Annotated in this window: 7 protein-coding genes; 4 read left to right on the forward strand and 3 right to left on the reverse strand. The window is 74.3% G+C overall.

The genetic code is table 11. The annotated features are described in order from the left end of the window. The first annotated feature begins 22 nt into the window (after positions 1-22). From ACIBVP_RS06015 to ACIBVP_RS06030, 4 genes are read left to right on the forward strand one after another with little or no spacing between them, the layout of a single operon-like run. Positions 23-214: an MbtH family protein gene (locus ACIBVP_RS06015; protein WP_396104833.1), complete on the forward strand. Its 192-nt coding sequence runs from the start codon at positions 23-25 to the stop codon at positions 212-214. A 1-nt stretch (position 215) separates the two neighbouring features. Then, positions 216-4730, forward strand: a complete 4515-nt coding sequence (locus ACIBVP_RS06020) for an amino acid adenylation domain-containing protein (RefSeq protein ID WP_396104834.1) — start codon at positions 216-218, stop codon at positions 4728-4730. Beyond that, entirely contained in the window at positions 4717-6024 is a 1308-nt protein-coding gene (locus ACIBVP_RS06025; protein ID WP_396104835.1) for an MFS transporter, read from the forward strand. The genes ACIBVP_RS06020 and ACIBVP_RS06025 overlap by 14 nt, the downstream gene beginning before the upstream one ends. Beyond that, positions 6021-6989 (forward strand): TauD/TfdA family dioxygenase, encoded by a 969-nt coding sequence (locus tag ACIBVP_RS06030; RefSeq protein ID WP_396104836.1) that lies wholly within the window; start codon positions 6021-6023, stop codon positions 6987-6989. Before ACIBVP_RS06025 ends, ACIBVP_RS06030 begins: the two co-directional genes overlap by 4 nt. A 68-nt stretch (positions 6990-7057) precedes the next feature. Here ACIBVP_RS06030 and ACIBVP_RS06035 read toward each other — a convergent pair whose 3' ends face one another. Genes ACIBVP_RS06035 through ACIBVP_RS06045 form a run of 3 tightly spaced genes read right to left on the reverse strand, consistent with a single transcriptional unit; the run spans position 7058 to position 18262 of the window. Continuing rightward, positions 7058-14029, reverse strand: a complete 6972-nt coding sequence (locus ACIBVP_RS06035) for an amino acid adenylation domain-containing protein (RefSeq protein ID WP_396104837.1) — start codon at positions 14027-14029, stop codon at positions 7058-7060. Further along, a complete protein-coding gene (locus ACIBVP_RS06040) occupies positions 14026-16074 on the reverse strand; it encodes a beta-ketoacyl synthase N-terminal-like domain-containing protein (protein WP_396104838.1) in 2049 nt (682 codons plus the stop codon). Before ACIBVP_RS06040 ends, ACIBVP_RS06035 begins: the two co-directional genes overlap by 4 nt. Next, positions 16067-18262, reverse strand: coding sequence for an amino acid adenylation domain-containing protein (locus tag ACIBVP_RS06045; RefSeq protein WP_396104839.1), 2196 nt, complete (start codon positions 18260-18262; stop codon positions 16067-16069). The genes ACIBVP_RS06040 and ACIBVP_RS06045 overlap by 8 nt, the downstream gene beginning before the upstream one ends. Positions 18263-18319 lie beyond the last annotated feature (57 nt).

An 18319-nucleotide genomic window follows, 5' to 3' on the forward strand; every position in this document is an offset into this window, starting at 1 on the left:
TCGAGAGCAACAGGAGGAGACCATGTCGGACGAGTTCGCCGTGGTGATCAACGACGAGGAGCAGTACTCGATCTGGCCCGGCGACCGGCCGTGCCCCGCGGGCTGGCGGGCCACCGGGTTCACCGGCACCCGCGAGGAGTGCGTCGCGCACGTGGACGAGGTGTGGACCGACATGCGGCCGCGCAGCCTCCGCGCGGCGATGACGGAGGAGTGACGTGACCACGCAGCCGACCGCGGACCCGGCCGTGGCGCCCGCCGACCCGGCGGCCCCGGAGGAACTGCCGGCGTCCTTCGCCCAGGAACGCCTGTGGTTCGCCACCGAGCTGGCACCCGACGTCGCGGTCTACAACATCGCGTTCCCGTTCCCGATGCCCGGCGGATACGACCGGAACCGGCTCGAGCTCGCGCTGCGCCTGCTGGTCGACCGGCACGAGACGCTGCGTTCGTCACTGGCCGCGCGTGACGGCCGGGTGTGCCAGCTCGTGCACGAGCGGGTGCCGTTCGAGCTGGCCGAGTCCGACCTCACCGCCGTACGGGAGGACGAGGTCACGGCGGCGGTGGGACGGCTGCTCGCGGCGGACGGCGCCAGAACCTTCGACCTGGCGCGGGCACCGCTGTGGCGGGCACGGGCCATGCGGCGCCCGGGGGAGCGGTGGCTGCTCGGGTTCGTCGTGCACCACGCGATGTTCGACGCGCAGTCGGTGTGGAACCTGGTGTCCGAGCTGACCGAGCTGTACCGCGCCGCCACCGAGGACCGGCCCGCGCAGCTGCCCGAGCTCGACATCCAGTACGCCGACTTCGCCGCGTGGCAGCGAGGTCGCCTCGACGGCGGTGAGCTCGACGACGACCTGGCCTACTGGCGTGACCGGCTCGCGGACCTGCCGCCGGAGATCGGGCTGCCCACCGACCGGCCACGCCCGCCACGTGCCACCTACCGCGGCGACGACGTGTGGTTCACGGTGCCCGCCGACGACCACCGGGCGGTGACCGGGTTCGCGCGATCGGCGGGCACCACCGACTACGCGGTGCTGCTCGCCGCGTTCGTCGCCGTGCTGCACCGGCTGTCCGGGCAGCCCGACGTCGTGGTCGGCTGCCCGGTCGCGGGCCGCGACCGGGAGGAGGTGGTGCCGCTGCTCGGCATGTTCGTCAACCAGCTCGTGCTGCGCACCGACTGCGGGGGCGACCCGACCTTCCGCGAGCTCGTGGCCAGGACCACCGACACCGTGCGGTCCGCGCTGCGCCACTCGGAGGTGCCGTTCGACCGGCTCGTCGACGCCCTCGCGCCGGAGCGCGACCCCGGCCGTGCCCCGCTGTACCAGGTGGTGCTGAACCTGATCCCGATGATCGGGGCCGCGCAGACCGGCACCGGCACCGCGAAGGTCGACCTGATCATGGACCTGGCCGGCGCGCAGGACGGCGAGCTGAACGGCAGGCTCGAGTACGCCATCGACCTGTTCGACGAACCGACCGCCCGCGCGCTCGCCGACCGGTTCACCGGGCTGCTGCGGGCCGCGGTCGCCGCACCGGACACCCCGCTGCACCGGCTGCCGCTGTTGCTGCCCGGCGAGGACGCGCGGCTGCTCGCCGCCGCCACCCCCGCCACGACGCGGGAACCGGCGGGCGACACCGTCCTCGACCGCATCGCGTCGGCCACCACCTTGGTCGTGGCCGACTCGGCGGGGAACCGGCTCACCCACCGCGAGCTGCTCGGGCGGGCGCACGCGCTCGCGCACCGGCTCGTCGCCGCGGGCGCCGGGCCGGAGCGGCCGGTGGCGGTACTGGTGGACAACAGCACAGACCTCGCGGTGGCCGTGCTCGGCGTGCTCACCGCGGGCGCGCCGTACCTGCCGCTGGACCCCGAGCACCCGGTCGAGCGGACGCACGCGCAGCTCGCCGACGCCGGTGCGGTCGCCGTCGTCGCGGCCGGACCGTACGCCGACCGGATCGCACGCCCGGGTCTGCCGGTGCTGACACCGGACGCGACCGAGGCCGCCGCCGGCCCCGATGTGCTCGTGCGGCCGGACACGCTCGCCTACCTGATCTACACCTCCGGTTCGACGGGCAGGCCGAAGGCCGTCGGCGTGACCCACCGGAACCTGACCGCCTACCTCGACGGGCTCGCCGACCTGCTCGGCCACCCGGAGCGTCCGGTGTGGACGTTGCCGCAACCGCTCACCTACGACTTCGGTGTCACCGCGTTCTTCGGCGCGCTCACCGAGGGCGGCACCCTGCACCTGGTCGCGCGCGAGCACGCCACCGACGCGGCCTGGCTCGCCGCGCACCTCGCCCGGGACGGTGTCGAGTACCTCAAGCTCACCCCGTCGCACCTGACCGCGCTGCTCGACAGCGCCCGGGAAGCGGCCGCGTTGCTGCCCCGGCGGGCGCTGCTACTCGGCGGTGAAGCGGCCGGCGCCGACCTCGTGCGCGACCTGCGCACCCGGGTCGCCGTGTTCAACCACTACGGGCCGACCGAGACCACGGTGGGCGTGCTGGCGCTGCCCGCCGACTGGGAACCTCGCCCGCTCGGCCCGGTCACGCCGATCGGCCGGCCACTGACCCACGCCCGCGCCCACGTGCTCGACGAGCACGGCCTGCCGGTGCCCGACGGCGTCAGCGGCGAGCTGTACGTCGGCGGCGACACGGTGGCCCGTGGCTACCTCGGCAGGCCAGGGCTCACGGCCGACCGGTTCGTCCCCGACCCGTTCGGCGGACGGCCGGGTGCGCGGCTGTACCGCACCGGCGACCGGGTGCGGCGGCTGGCGGACGGCTCGATCGAGTTCCTGGGGCGCGTCGACGACCAGGTGAAGATCCGCGGCTTCCGCGTGGAGCCGGGGGAGGTGCGGGCCGTGCTGGCCGCCCACCCCGACGTCGCCGACTGCGCCGTGGTGGCGTCCGAACGGGACGGCACCACCGGACTGGTCGCCTACCTGGTGCCCGCGACCGGTGCCGACGCCGCGGGGCTCGCGGAACGGGTCCGAGAGCACGCGGCCGCCGCGGTGCCCGCGCACATGCTGCCCGCGGTCACCGCCGTGCTCGACGAGTTGCCGTTGACCCCGCACGGCAAGCTCGACCGGGCTCGGTTGCCGGAGCCCGCGGCCGAGGACGACGGGGACGCGATCGACCGGGACGCACCCGTCGGCGAGCTGGAAGAGGTGATCGCCGGCCTGTTCCGCACGCTGCTGCGCCGCGACCAGGTGGGACGCACCGACCACTTCATGGCCATCGGCGGGCACTCGCTGCTGGCGATCCAGCTGATGACCAGGATCCGCAAGGCGTTCGGGGTGGCGCTGCCGCTGCCGGTCGTGTTCGAGGAGCCGACCGTGGCGGCACTCGCCGCCGCGGTGGCGGGCAGGCTGCGATCCGGGGAGCTGCCACCGATCGAGCCCGCGCCGGATCCGGCTCCCGCCTCCTACGGCGAGCAGCGGCTGTGGTTCCTCGACCAGCTCAGCCCGGGTGTGCCGCTGCACAACGTGCAGTTCCTGCGACGGCTGACGGGCCCGCTCGACCCGGCCGTGCTGGAACGGGCGCTGCACGTCGTGATCCAACGGCACGACGTGCTGCGCACCCGGTTCGCGGTCACACCGGACGGCCTGGTCCGGGCGGTCGACGACGACCCGGACCTGCCGCTGGAGGTCGTCGACCTCAGCGGGCTCGGCGAACAGGAGCGCGAACGGGAGCGGGCGCGGCTGCTCGAGGAACGCAGCGCGAGGCCGTTCGCACTCACCAGGGAACTGCCGCTGCGGATGCTGCTGGTGCGGCTCGGCCCGGAGCTCCACCAGCTGCTGCTGACCGTGCACCACGCGGTGTTCGACGGCCCGTCCGTCGAGGTGGTGTCGGCGGAGCTGGCCGAGCTGTACCCGGCGCTGCGCGACGGCCGCGAGCCTCGGCTGCCCGAACTGCCCGTCCGCTACGGCGACTTCGCCGCCTGGCAGCGGTCCGCGGTCACCGGGGAACTGGGCGGCCGCCAGCTGGCGTACTGGCGGGAACGGCTCGCGGGGATGCCCGGCGTGCTCGCGCTGCCGACCGATCGGCCACGTCCGTCGCGTCTCGCCGCCACCGGAGCACACCTGCGGTTCGGTGTCCCGCCCGAGGTCGCCGACCGGTTGCGGACGCTGGGCGGGGCCGAGGGCGCCACCCTGTTCATGGTGACCGTCGCCTGCTATGCCGAGTTGCTCCGCCGCCGCACCGGCCAGACCGACCTGGCGATCGCCGTGCCGATGATCACCCGGCCACGTCCTGAGCTGGAGCCGCTCGTCGGGTTCTTCGTCAACACCCTGGTGCTGCGGGTCGACACCGCGGGCGGGCCGACCGTCCGCGAGTTGGTGCGCCGGGTGCGGCCGCGCACCATCGAGGCGTACACCAACGCCGACGTGCCGTTCGAGGCGCTGGTCGAGGAGCTCGGCGTGGCGCGCGACCCGAGCACGACCCCGCTGGTGCAGACGATGTTCATGCTCGCCGACGATCGACGTGCGCTGCCGGTCGACCTCGGCGGGGTGGCGATGGAGTTCGAACCGCTCGGGCAACCCGCCGCCAAGTTCGACCTGATGCTGTACCTGTGGCGGCGCCCCGACGGGCTGACCGGCGTCGCCGAGTACCGGCCGGACCTGTTCGACGAGGCGACGGTGCGTCACCTGGTCGACGAGTACACCGCGCTGCTCGCCGCCGCGGTCGCCGAGCCGGACGTCCCGCTGGCCCGGCTGGGAGAGGGGACCGACGATGACGGCAGCTGAGCCGACCGAGACCGAACCGGCCGGGACGCTCTGGCGGCACGCGGACTTCGTGAAGCTGTGGGCCGGCCAGACCCTCGCCATGTTCGGCGCGCAGATCACGCGGACCGTGCTGCCGCTGATCGCGGTCATCCTCCTCGACGCGTCCGCCACCGACATGGGCATCCTGTCGTCGCTGTCGCAGCTGCCGTTCCTGCTGTTCCTGTTCGCCGGGGTGTGGGCGGACCGGGTGCGGCGCCGGCACGCGATGGTGTGGACCGACCTCGGCCGGTTCGCCCTGCTCGGGACGATCCCGGTGCTGTACCTGGCCGGGTGGCTGACCGTCGAGGTGCTGTGGGTCGTGATCTTCGCGATCGGCGTGCTCGGCGTCATGTTCGAGACCGCCTACCACGCCTACCTGCCCGCGCTGGTCGGCCGCGAGTTCGTCGCGGAGGGCAACCAGAAGCTGGAGCTGAGCCGGTCGACCGCGCAGTTCGCCGGTCCTGGCATCGCGGGGCTCGCGGTCAACGCCGTCGCCTCGGCGCTGGTGCTGGTGGTGAGCGCGGCCACCTACGTGGCCTCCGCCGTGCTGCTGATGTTCGTCCGCAGACCGGACACGCCGCCGCCGAGCCCGCAGGCGCGGCCGAACGCGTTCAAGGCGATCGGCGCGGGCCTGAGCTGGGTGCTGCGCCACCCGGTGCTGCGCACGATCACCGTGGCGACCGCCGTGTTCTGGTTCTTCTACAGCGCGCTGCAGGCCCTGTACGTGCTGTACCTGGTCCGCGACCTCGACGTGCCCGCGGGCTGGGTCGCGGCGATCTTCGCCGCCGCGGGGCCGGGCGCGATGGTCGGCTCGTGGCTGTCGATCGCGGTGATGCGCAGGCTCGGGCTCGGCCGCACGGTGGTGTGGGGCGTGGGCGCCGCGACCTCGGTGCTGCTGCTGGTGCCGCTGTCCGGGTTCGCGGGCAGCCTGTGGCTGGTGATCGTGCTGCTGGCCGCGTCGCAGTTCGGCTACGGGTTGTTCTCCCAGATCGGCACGGTGATCCAGACGACGCTGCGGCAGGTGCTCACCCCGGACGACATGCAGGGCCGGGTGGTGGCCAGCCTGCGCGCGATGTCGCTGGCGATGGTGCCGGTCGGCGCGCTGCTCGGTGGCGTGCTGGCCGACGTGTTCGGGGTGGCGCCGGTGCTGTGGGCGGCGTCGATCGGCGCGCTGACGCCGGTGTTGGTGTACGCGACGTCGGTGATCCCGGGGATCCGGGAGCTGCCGACCGAGGAGGAGGCGGCCGCGATGGCGCCGGAGGTGCGGAAAGCATGAGCGAAGCGCGCGGAGCGAATCATCCTGTCGGCGAGACGGTGTTGGAGCGCGAGGTCGAGGGCGGGACGACCCGGGTGGTGTTCGACGTGACCGGCCCGGTCGAACACCCGCGTGAGCGGGTGGACGAGGTGCTCGCCGACACCGGGGTGGTGCTGCTGCGCGGCCTCGGCGTCGCGAGCCCGGAGCGGTTCCACGAGGTGGTCGCCCGCTTCGGTGAGCCGCTGACCAGCTACCGGGGCGGCAACACCCCGCGTTCGAAGGTGGCCGACGGGATCTTCACCTCGACCGAGTACCCGCCCGAGTACGAGATCTCGCTGCACAACGAGCTGTCCTACGCGAGCGAGTGGCCGCGCAGGCTGTTCTTCTGCTGCCTGGACGAGGCGGACAGTGGCGGTGCCACACCGGTGTGCGACGGGCGGGCGCTGCTCGCCGCGCTCGACCCGGCGGTCCGGGAGCGGTTCACCCAGCGCGGGGTGACCTACCGCCAGCACCTGCACGGCGGTTTCGGCCTCGGCAAGTCGTGGCAGCAGACGTTCGAGACCGACGATCGTGCCGAGGTGGAGCGGTTCCTCGCCGACGCGGACATGACGTTCGAATGGACCGAGGACGGCGGCCTCCGCACGGCAGCGACCCGGCCCGGCGTGCGAACCGTCCCGGACACCGGCGAGACGGTGTGGTTCAACCAGGCCGACCAGTGGCACCCGTCGAACCTGCCGCCCACCGAGCGGGAGGCCCTGCTGGACCTGTACGAGGACGAGGCCGACCTGCCCCACTCGGTGACCTACGGCGACGGGTCGCCGATCCCGGTGGCCGACCTCGACGCGGTCCGCGCGGCGGCCAAGCGGAACGAGCTGGCGCGGCCATGGCGGCGCGGTGACGTGATGATCGTGGAGAACATGCTCGCGCTGCACGGAAGGCACAGCTTCACCGGCACCCGCCGGGTCCTCGTCGCCATGACGGTGTAGCGCGACGCCCTGAAGGCGTCGGTCACGCGGTGGGCCGGGCACGCACCCGGCCCACCGGCACCGGCCGGTCAGCCGCCGGTCAGGTCCAGGACCGGGTTGGTCGCGGGCGATGCCTGGTTGAACCGCAACTGGCTCTCCCGTGAGATCACCGGTACCTCCGGCGGGTCGGCCATCGCGGCGAGAACGTCGGCCACCGTGCCGTCCAGGGAGCGGGACATCGCCACGAGCGCCGCGGTCACCTTGCGCAGCACCAGGTCCATCCGGTCGTCTGGGAACGTGCCCGGGTTGTAGACCAGGCTCATCGAGATCGACTCCGCGGGTCCGATCACCACGCGCAGCGGGTGCTCGGTGTTGGCCGCGCCGATGACCCGCCGCCAGAGGGGGGACGCGGGTGCAGCGCGCAACGGGCCGTCCATGAAGAACAGGCACGACTCGTACAGCGCCCCGCCGCCCGACACCGCACCGGCGTCCGTGATCCGCCGCAGCGGAACCCACTGGTGTGCCCGGTCGTCGACCTGTTCGGCCTGCAGCCCGCGCAGCCACCGCAGCAGCGGCGCGCCGGGGGTGACGGCGACCCGGGCGGGCAGGTGCAGGTTGCAGTACCCGACGATCCGGTCGGCGCCGGGCACCTCGTCGGGCCTGCCCGCGACCACGTTGCCGAACAGGACGTCGGTCTCGCCGGTGGCGTCGTGCAGCACCAGCGACCACGCCGCCTGGAACAGCGAGTACAGGGTGAGCTGGTGGCGTCGTGCGGCGACCCGCAGCGCCGTGCTCAGCTTGCGGGACAACATGGTCGCCCGGCCGGTCCGCTGTGGCCGGGCAGGTGCGTCCGGCCGCGCGCCCAGCCCGGCGGCGAGCGGGGTTACCTCGGTGAACCCGGCGAGCCTGCGCCGCCAGTGTTCGACATCTGCGTCGATGTCCCCGGCGCGGTCGCGCCGTTCGAACCAGTCGATGTAGCTCGCGTGCTCGACCGTCTCGGGCAGGTCGGGTTCCCGGCCCTCGCGCAGCGCCCGGTACACCGTCTCCGCCTCGTGGAACGCGCGGTAGAAGGAGATGCCGTCGAGCAGCAGGTAGTTGACGAACCACGTCCACCAGTACGTGCTCGGCCCCACCCGGAACAGCGCGTGCCGGGACTGGCCTGGCTCGGCGAGGTCGAATCCCTCGGTGTAGAGCCGGTCCATGTGCTCGTACCAGCGGCGGCCCTGCTCCTCGGCGTCGAGGTGGCGCCAGTCCTCGATCTGGAAGTGCACCGGCACCTCGCGGTGGACGGCCACCAGCGGGCGTGGCACGCCCTCGGTGACGAACCCGGCCCGCAGCACGGGCTGGCGGGCGGTGACGATCTCCCAGGCGCGCTGCCACAGTGCGATGTCGATGTCGTCGCCGGCCCACGTGAGGTCGAACCCGTAGAGGCTGCGGTCGCCCAGCTCGCGGTAGCGGCGCAGCATCCAGTCCTGTTGCGGGCCGACCGGGTACAGGTCCGCGAGGTGGCTTCCGGTGCCGAACACCGCTCGCAGCGTCGGGCGGTCGAGCCCGGCGAGCGGGAAGTCCGACGGAGTGCAGGACCCGACACCGGGACGGGTGGCGTGCTCGGCGAGTTCGGCGAGTCCGGTCAGCAGGTGCTCGGCGACCTCGGCCGCGGCGGGTCCGGCGACGTGCACGGTGACACGATCGCCGTCCTGGTGCAGCAGCACGTCCGCGCCGGTCGCTACCCGGTCGACCGTCGGCGGCGCCGGCTCGCCACGCAGCAGCGCGGCCGGGTCGGCCGGGTGCGCGGTGACCGCGTGCACCATGATCGCCGGGCGTTCCGCGAGCCGGGCCGGGGACGCCGCGCGCAGGTTCTCCTTGAGGTCGGACAGCTCGGCGTCCAGGTCCCCGTCGGCCGGGGCGCCGGGCAGGGTGTGGACGAGGTCGAACCGGCCGAGGCCGGAAACCTCGTCCGCGCGGCGCCGGACCCACACCCGATCGTCGCCGGGCGCGCCATGGCGGGCGGCGAGGACCGTGGCCGCGAGCAGTGACTCGGCGGGCGACATCCGGTAGGCCGCGGCGAGCGGGCCGGTGAGGGCGGCGACCTGCGCGGGCTCCGGCACCACCTCGACGACCGGCCCCGGCTCGGCGGTGAACGGCTCGACGGGCGTGCCCTCGGGCTGGGTGGCCGCCCACGCGGCGAACCCGGCGGGCCTGCCGGGCAGCCGGATGGCCGCGCCCGCCGCGAGCTGCCGGTACGCGAGGCCGAGCTCGTCGAGCAGCACCCCGATGCCGCGCTCGTCCAGCACCGCACGGTGCGCGGCGAGCACAAGTCGCGGCGCGCGCGAGTCCGCCCCGGTGCCGGTGAGCGCCACCGCGCCCGCCGCCGGGTCGAGTGCGGCGGCCTCGGCGCGAAGGGTGTCGAGGTCCGCGTTCGCCAGCCAGCGGACCGCCGGTTCGGTCTGCCGGGGCGACCAGCCGCCGTCCCCGTCCTGTCCGAGGCGCAGCACGTCGTGCCTGCGGGCGAGGAACACGAACGCGGCGTCGAGCAGCTCGGGATCGACCGGCCCGGCCACGGTGACGCCGACGGTCGTGACCGTGGCCGCGCCCGCCGCGGCCAGCAGCCGTTGTGCCGGGGTGGGCGCGACCGCGGTCGGAGTGGTCTCCGCCGGACGTGCGACGGCAGCCAGCTGCGCGATGGTCGGGTGCTCGAACAGCTGCCGTGCCGAGAGCACCAGCCCTTCCGCGCGGGCCCGGCCGACCACCTGCACGCTGCGCAGTGAGTCGCCGCCCAGCGAGAAGAAGTCGTCGGTCACGCCGACCCGGTCCAGGCCGAGGACGTCCGCCCAGATGCTCGCCAGCAGGCGCTCGGTCTCGTCGTGGGGCGCGACGAACGTCTCGTCGGCGGCGCGGGTGGCCGTCGACGGCGGCAGCCGGTCGCGGTCGACCTTGCCGCTCCGGTTGAGCGGCAGCCGGTCGAGCACCACGAACCGGGCGGGGATCATGTGCGCGGGCAGCCGCTCCGCCAGGTGCTCGCGCAGCGCGGGCACCACCTGGGCTTCCCACCGGTCCCGCAGGCAGAAGTTCGCGAACCGGGTCCAGTCGACCCGCCCGGACGGCTCGTCGTACGGCTCGGCGGGCGGCAGCCCGTCCCCGGCCACGACGGTGAGGTCGACGTGGCCGGGCTCGGTGGCCGACCACCTGGGCCACACCTGGTAGCCCACCGACTCGGCGACCTCGGCGAGGTCCTCCGGGTCGATCGCGGTGTCGGCGGTGTCGGCGAGCACCGCGCCCAGCTCACCCACGGTGCCGGGCGCCGCCGCACCGGACAGGAGCGCCGCCGCCCGCAGCTCGTCGGCGACGCGCGCGTTCGGGATGCCCAGCACGGTGGCGGTGGCGGGGCGGCGCTCCGTGAGCCACCCCCGGAACCGCTCCGCGTTCGGCCCGGCCTCCGCCCAGGCCACCCGCTCCACCGGTGCGCCCTCGGCGGCGTCCCGGCCGATCCGCAGCAGGACGTCGTAGCGGAACCGTTCCATCTCGGTGCCGAACCGGCCTCGCTGGAGCAGCACGTCCACGCCGGTGACCCGCGGCAGCCGGGCGGGCAGTGCACGGAACAGCGCGGGGTCGACCAGCAGCTCGTTCTCGTCGCCGACCCGCTGCGCCACCCGCGTCCGCAGGTCGTCGATCGAGTCGGTGTCCGCCGCGCGGTACCGCTCGACCGAGACGTGGAACGCCTCCAGCAGCCCGAGGTGGCGCACGTCGCCGACGAACACGTGCCCGCCGGGCGCGACCAGGTCCACGATGCCGTCGAGCACGCGCAGCAGGTAGTCGACCGACGGGAAGTACTGCGCGACCGAGTCGAGCAGCACCACGTCGAACCGCTCGCCTGCGAGCTCGCCGAGCGCGTCGGCGGCCAGCATGCGCAGGTCCACCTGGTCGGGGCCGAGGCCCGCGACCTCGGCCCGCTTGCGGGCGGACTCCAGTGCCGCGGCGGAGAAGTCGGTGCCGACGTAGCGTTCGCACTCGCCCGCCAGCTTCTCCAGGAACAGCCCGGTGCCGCAGCCGACGTCGAGCACGCGGCGCGGCCGCAGCCGCCTGACCCGCGCCACCGCGTCGTCGAGCCACGCGTTCATCGCCTCCCGGTCGATGGGCTGGCCGGTGTAGCTGGAGTTCCACCCGGCGAACGGGTCGGACTCGCCGCCGAAGGCGAGGTCGAACACCTCGTTCCAGCCCGCGACCGCGGCGCTGCTCGACCGGTCCACCAGGTCGTCGACCGCGTCGCTGCCCGCGCGGGGCGCGAGGTAGCCGACGAGGTCCTGCTGGCCGTGCTGGTCGGTGCGCGGCAGCACCACCGCCTCGCCCACCATCGGGTGCTCCAGGAGCACCGACTCGACCTCGCCCGGCTCGATGCGGTACCCGCGGATCTTCACCTGCCGGTCGACCCGGCCGAGGTAGTCCAGCCCGCCGTCCGGCAGCCACCTCACCAGGTCGCCGCTGCGGTACATCCGCGCGCCCGGCCGGCCGCTGAACGGCTCGGGCAGGAACCGGTCCGCCGTCAGGCCCGGCCGGTTCAGGTAGCCGCGGGCCAGCCCGGGACCGGCGACGAACAGCTCGCCCGGTACGCCGACCGGTACCGGCCGCAGGTGCCGGTCCAGCACGTACAGGTACAGGTCGCCCAGTGCGCGGCCGACCGGCGACGACGCGCCCGCGGTCAGGTCGGCGGTGGTCAGCAGCTTGTACGTGGTGTGCACGGTGGTCTCGGTGATGCCGTACATGTTGACCATCGCGGGCACCGCGTCGCCGTGCTCGGCGAACCAGTCCTCGAACTCCCGGACGTGCAGGGCGTCGCCGCCGAACACGACCGTCCGCATCGCGAGGTCGCGGAAGGACCGCCCGGACGCGGTCATGGTCGCGCGCAGTGCCCGGAACGCGGGCGGGGTCTGGGTGAGCACGGTGACGCGCTCGGCCCGCAGCAGGTCGTGCAGCGCCTCGTGGTCGCGGACGGTCTCGGCGGGCACGACGGCGACCCGGCCGCCCTTGCTGAACGCGCCCCACATCTCCCACACCGACAGGTCGAACGCGTGCGAGTGCACCAGCGCCCACACGTCGTCCGGCCCGAACTCGAAGTCGGCGTCGGCGGCGCTGATCAGCCGGACCACCTGCCGGTGGGCGATCATCACGCCCTTCGGGCGGCCGGTGGAGCCCGAGGTGTAGATGACGTAGGCCAGGTTGTCCGGCGTGGCGGTGACGGGCGGGTCCTCGGTGTCGCCGGGGGCGTCCTCGGCGAGGCAGCCGTCCAGCTCGACGACCTCGCCCGCGAAGCCCGTGAACCGGTCGGCGAGCGCCCGTTCGGTGAGCAGCAGCCGCGCCCCGGTGTCGCCGAGCACGTACCGCAGCCGCTCGTCCGGGTTGGTCGGGTCGAGCGGCACGTAGGCGCCGCCCGCCTTGAGCACGGCGAGCGTGGCGGCCAGCATCTCCAGGTCGCGGCCCGCGCAGATGGCCACCAGCACGTCCGGCCCCACCCCGTCGGCCAGCAGCCGGTGCGCCATGCGGTTGGCGGCGCGGTTGAGCTCGGCGTAGGTGATCCGCCGGTCGCCCCTGGTCGCGGCGACCGCGTCCGGGGTTTCGGCGGCCTGGCGGGCGAAGACCTCGGCCAGCGTCTCGTCCACGACCGGCTCCGGTGCCGGTGCGCCGAACTGGTCGACCACGAGGGCGTACTCGGTGTCGGGCAGCAGCCGGAGCCGGGACACCGGGGTGTCCGGGTGTTCGGTGAGGTCACGCAGGAGCGTCTCGTAGCGGTCGGCGAGGCGGGCGACGGTGTCCGCGTCGAACAGGTCGGCCTTGTAGGTGAACCTGGCCAGCGCCGGACCGTCCGGGGTGGCAGGCGGGCGGACCTCCAGCCACAGGTCGACGAACGCGGCGTCGAGATCCATCGGGAAGTGCTCGATCGACACGCCCGCCGCGGTGTCCCCGCCGCTGTCCCCGCCCCCGCGGGCCTGGGTGTTCTGCAGTGTCAGCATGACCTGGACCAGCGGGTTGTGGCTCATCACCCGCTCGGGCCGCAGCTCCTCGACGAGCTTCTCGAACGGCAGGTCGGCGTGCGCGAACGCGCCGAGCGCGGTCTCCCTGGTGCGGGCCAGCAGCTGCGTGCCGGTGGGGTCGCCGTCGAGGCCGACCCGCATCGGCAGGGTGGTGGTGAACATGCCGATCAGCCGCTCGTCCTCCGGGCGGGTGCGCCCGGCCGTGGGGCAGCCGATCACCAGGTCGGTCGCCCCGGTCAGCCGGTGCAGCAGCGCCGCGAGCGCCGCGTGCAGCACCATGTACGGGGTCGCCCGGTGCGGTCTGCCCACCGCGGTGACCGCACGCCACAGCTCGGCGGACAGCGTGAGCTGGTGGGTGGCGCCGTCGAAGGTCTGCACCGTCGGCCGCGGCCGGTCGGTCGGCAGGCTCAGCAGGGCGGGTGCGCCCGCGAGGTGCTCGCGCCACCAGGCCAGCGTCGCCGCGAGCGCGCCGCCGTCGAGCTGTTCGAGCTGGCGGCGGGCCACGTCGCGGTACTGGGCGGGCAGCGGCGCGAGCGGGTCCGGCTGGTCGGTGGCACGCGCGGCGTAGAGGGCGGCCAGCTCGCCGAAGAACAGCCCGGTCGACCAGCCGTCGACGAGGATGTGGTGCACGACGACGCTCAGGACGTGCTCGTCGGGCCCCAGCCGGTAGAGCCGCGTCCGCAGCGGCGGTGCGGCGGTCAGGTCGAACGGGGTGGCGATGGCCGCGCCGATCCGGTCGCGGACCTCGTCCTCGTCCCCGCACCCGGTGACCGGGAGGTCGACGTGGCCCGCGGGCTCGACCACCGCGACCGGATCGCCGTCCGTCGCGGGGAAGCGGGTGCGCAGCGTCTCGTGCCGTTCGACGATCCGGTCGAGGCTCCAGCTCAGCGCGTCGAGGTCGAGCGGGCCGCGCAGCCGCACCGCCCAGCTGATGGTGTAGGCGGTGTTGCCGGGCAGCAGCTGGTCGAGGAACCACAGGCGCTGCTGGGGGAACGACAGCGGGGCCGTACTCCGGCCGGTCGGCGGGTTGGTCACTGCGGATCCTCCAACAGCTCGGCGACAACGACCGCGAACTCAGCAGGTGTCGGGGCGGCGAACAGCTCCTCCGGCGGTGGCGACACGCCGAAGGCCTCCTCCAGGCGGGCGAGCAGGCCGACGGCGATCAGCGAGTCGCCGCCCAGCTCGAAGAAGTCGTCGTCCGGTGCCACCTCGGGCGCGAGCAGCACCTCTGCGAACAGCAGCGCGATCGTCTCGACGATCTCGTCGCGGGTCCATTCCGCGTCCACCACCGGTGCCGCCGCGGCGGGCGGCTGCGGTGTGGGTGCCGGTTCCGGTGTACCGGGTTCGCGCAGCCCGGCGACGAACGGCTGCCGCTGGAACGGGTAGGTCGGCAACGGGACCCGGCGGCCTGCTCGCTGTCCGCGCAGCGGCTGTCCGGCGAGCCACCGGCGGCCCAGCTCGGCGGGTTCTTCTCCGTGCGCGTCCACCGGCTCGCCGGACGTGCCGTGCACCGGCGTGCCGCCGGTGACCACCCTGCCCGGTTCGTGGCCGCGCAGCACCCGGACCGCGTCGGCGTGGTCGGTGACCACCGCGAACCGGCGGTACGGGAACGCCACCCGCCCGACCCGCAACGTGTGGGCCACGTCGTCGAGCGACACCTCCGGGTGCGCGTCGAGGTGGTCGGCGAGGGCCGCGGTGGCCTCGTCGAGCGCGACCGGCGTCCGCGCGGACAGCAGGAGCAGCCGCTGCCCGGCCGGGGGCGCGCCCGCCAGACGTGTGGGTGGCTCCTCCACGACGAGGTGCACGTTGGTCGCGCCGATGCCGAACGAGCTGATCCCGGCGAGGCGGGCGGACCCGCGCCGCTCCCACGGCGTCGGCTCGGCGGGCAGGACGAACGGTGTGGCGGCGAAGTCGATCGCCGGGTTCGGCTCGGTCACGTTGATCGCCGGTGGCAGCACGCCGTGCCGCAACGCCAGGATCACCTTGAGCAGTCCGGCGATCCCGGCGGCGGCGTCGGTGTGCCCGATGTTCGGCTTCACCGTGCCCAGTACCGTCCGCCCGCGCGGCACGTCGCCGAACGCCCTGGTCAGCGCGGTGACCTCGATCGGGTCGCCGACCGGGGTGCCGGTGCCGTGGGACTCGACGTAGCCGATGTCCGCCGGGTCGACGTCGGCCGCGGCGAGCGCGGCCCGGATGACCGCGGTCTGCCCGGCGACGCCCGGCGCGCCGTAGCCGACCCGGTCGCGGCCGTCGTTGTTCACCGCGGAACCACGGATCACCGCGTGGACGTGGTCGCCGTCGGCCACCGCGTCGGCGTACCGCTTGAGCACCACCACGCCCACACCGTCGCCGAACACCGTGCCGTTGGCCTTCGCGTCGAACGCCCGGCACACACCGTCCGCGGACAGGACGCTGCCCGCCCTTGCGAGCCCGCCGAGCGCGGGCATCCGCACCGACACCGCACCCGCGAGCGCCATGTCGCAGTCGCCGAACAGCAGCGACTGGGTGGCCTGGTGCACGGCGACCAGCGCGGTCGAACAGGTCGACAGGACGGTCATGCTGGGACCGGTGAGCCCCAGCTTGTGCGACACCCGCAGGCACAGGTGGTCCGCGCCGGTGACCATCGCCATCCGCACGTCGTCGAGCCCGGGGAACCGGTCGGCGTCCCGCCCCACCAGCGACCAGTACCGCGACGGCGAGCAGCCCGCGTACACGCCGACGACCGCGCCGGTGTCGGACGGCGGATAGCCCGCGTCCTCCAGCGCCTGCCAGCAGGTCTCCAGGAACACCCGGTGCTGCGGGTCGGTGAGGGTGGCGTCCACCGGCGCGTAGCCGAAGAAGTCGGCGTCGAACCACTCCGGCCGGTCCAGCCGCCCGTACCGGTGCACGTAGGCGGGGTCGGCCATCCTGGCCGGTTCCTCGCCGGCGGCGAGCAGTTCCGCGCGGTCCAGCTCGCGCACCGCGCACCCGCCGGAGACCAGCAGTTCCCAGTAGGCGTCCAGGTTCGGTGCGCCGGCGAACCGGCCCGCCATGCCCACCACGGCGATGTGGGTGTCGCGGTCGGTCTCCTCGTCAGTCACGTGCGCGGCTCCCTTCGACCCGATCCCGCCGCGCCCTGGCGAGCCGTGCCCGGTCACGTCCGCCGGACCGCTCCGGGGCAGCGGGTTCGGGCACCTGTTCGTTGGTGTCGCCGAGGTGGCGCGCGAACGCGGCGATCGTCGGGTGCTCGTACAGCTCCTGCAGCGACACCTCACGGGACGTGACCTGCACCAGGTGCCCGTAGACCTGGATCAGCGCGGTCGAGTTGCCGCCGATGTCGAAGAACGTGTCGTGGATGCCGACCTGCTCGGTGCCGAGCACGGTTCGCCAGATCTCGGCGAGCTTGCGTTCCAGTTCGGTGCGTGGCGGCTCGAACCCGGCTGCCGGCGTCCGAGCGCCGGGCGCGGGCAGTGCCCGCCGGTCGATCTTGCCGGTCGGGGTGAGTGGCATGCGGTCCAGCACGATCAGCTCGGCGGGCACCATGTATCTCGGCAACCGCTCGGTCACGTGCTCGCGCAGCGCCGCTGTGTCGGCCACGGCGTCGGCCTCGCCGGTCACGTAACCGACGATCCGCCCGTCCACCTTCGCTGCGACGGCCTGCGTCACCGCCGGGTGGGCGACGAGCGCCGACTCGATCTCGCCCAGCTCGATCCGCACGCCGCCGCTGCTCTGCACCTGGTGGTCGGTGCGGCCGACGTACTCCAGCGTGCCGTCGGCACGCCAGCGGGCGCGGTCGCCGGTGCGGTAGACCCGCTCGCCCGGCCGCCACGGGTGCGGCACGAACCGGTCGGCGGTCAGGCCCGGCATGCCGAGGTAGCCGCGCGCGACGCCGACGCCGCCGACGTGCACCTCGCCGAGCACACCCGCGGGTACCGGGGTGCCGGCCACGTCCAGCACGAGCACGTCGGACCGGTCGGTCGGCGTGCCGATCGACGGTGTGCCCTCGGCGTCCGGCTCGACCATCCCGCTCGTGCTCCACACCCCGACCTCGGTCAGGCCGTACAGGTTGACCAGCGTGAACGGCAGTCCCGTCGGCGGGTGGCGGTGCAGCGCGGCACCGCCGGTGTGCACGAGTCGCAGCGCGGTGTCGGCAGGCCAGGTCATGCCGATCGCGCCGGTGCCGAGCGGGGTCGGCAGGAACGTGACGGTGATCCGCTGGGCCACCAGCCAGGCGCGCAGGTCCGCGGGGGAGGTGAGCAGGTCGGCGGCCGGTGCGTGCAGGCTCGCGCCCGCGGTGAGCGCGCTGAACGTGTCGAGCACGCTGACGTCGAACCCGGGGGAGGCGGTCATCCCCGCCCGGTCGTCGGCGGTGAGCGCCAGTTCCCGCCGAGCCCAGGCGACGGTGCTGGTCAGCGCGCGGTGGGGGAGCGCGACGCCCTTGGGTTCTCCGGTGGAACCGGACGTGAACGTGACGTAGGCGAGCTGGTCGGGGTGCACGTCCACGTCGTCGATCCCGGGCCCTTCGGCGAGCGCGGCCCAGTCCACCACCACCGGGGTGACGCCGGCCGGAAGCCGGTCGACCTGGTCCTCGGCCGTGACGACCAGCCGCGCGCCCGCCCGGTCCAGCATCCGGCCGAGCCTGGCGGTGGGGTTGACCGGGTCGAGCGGCACGATCGCGGCGCCGGCCCGCAGGATCGCCAGTTGGGTGAGCACGAGTTCGGTCCCGCGGGGGAGCACGACGGCCACCAGGTCCCCGGGCCGTACCCCGGTGGCCCGAAGCCGGGCGGCGAACCGGCCCGCCGCGCGCTGCAGTTCCGCGTAGGTGAGGCCGCGGGCGGCGTCGGCGGCGGCGAGCCGGTCCGGGTCGGCGGCGACCCGGTCGGCGACCTGCCGGTGGACCGGCACGAACGGCGCGGTGCGCAGGGTGTCGGGGTCACCGCCGGTGCTCCACGCGGTCACCGTCGCCCGTTCGTCGGCGGTGAGCAGCGGCAGCGCGGTGACCGGGGCGTCCGGTGCCGCGAGCGCGGCGTCGAACAGCAGCCGGTGGCGGGCGGCGAGGTCGGCGGGCAACGGCTCGGTGTAGGTCCCGTCGGTGTGCTCGTTCGTCTGCCCGGCCCGCTCGGTGGCGGCCGCGACCCTGGCACGGAGGGTGGCGAACGTCGTCGTGTCGTCAAGGTCGGCCCGGATCACCCGGCCCCCGACGTCGACGGTGAGCGTGTCCTTGCCGGTCAGCCTGTGCAGCAACGCGACGTAGGCGGCGAGCCGCACCTGGTCCGGTAAGCCGTGCACCCCAGTCCTCTCACCCCGCCGGCGCCGCCTGCCGACGCCGATCGTCCGGGCACTCTA

Origin of the sequence: Actinophytocola sp. NPDC049390 (genome assembly GCF_044466355.1) — a bacterium.
GTDB lineage: Bacteria > Actinomycetota > Actinomycetes > Mycobacteriales > Pseudonocardiaceae > Actinophytocola.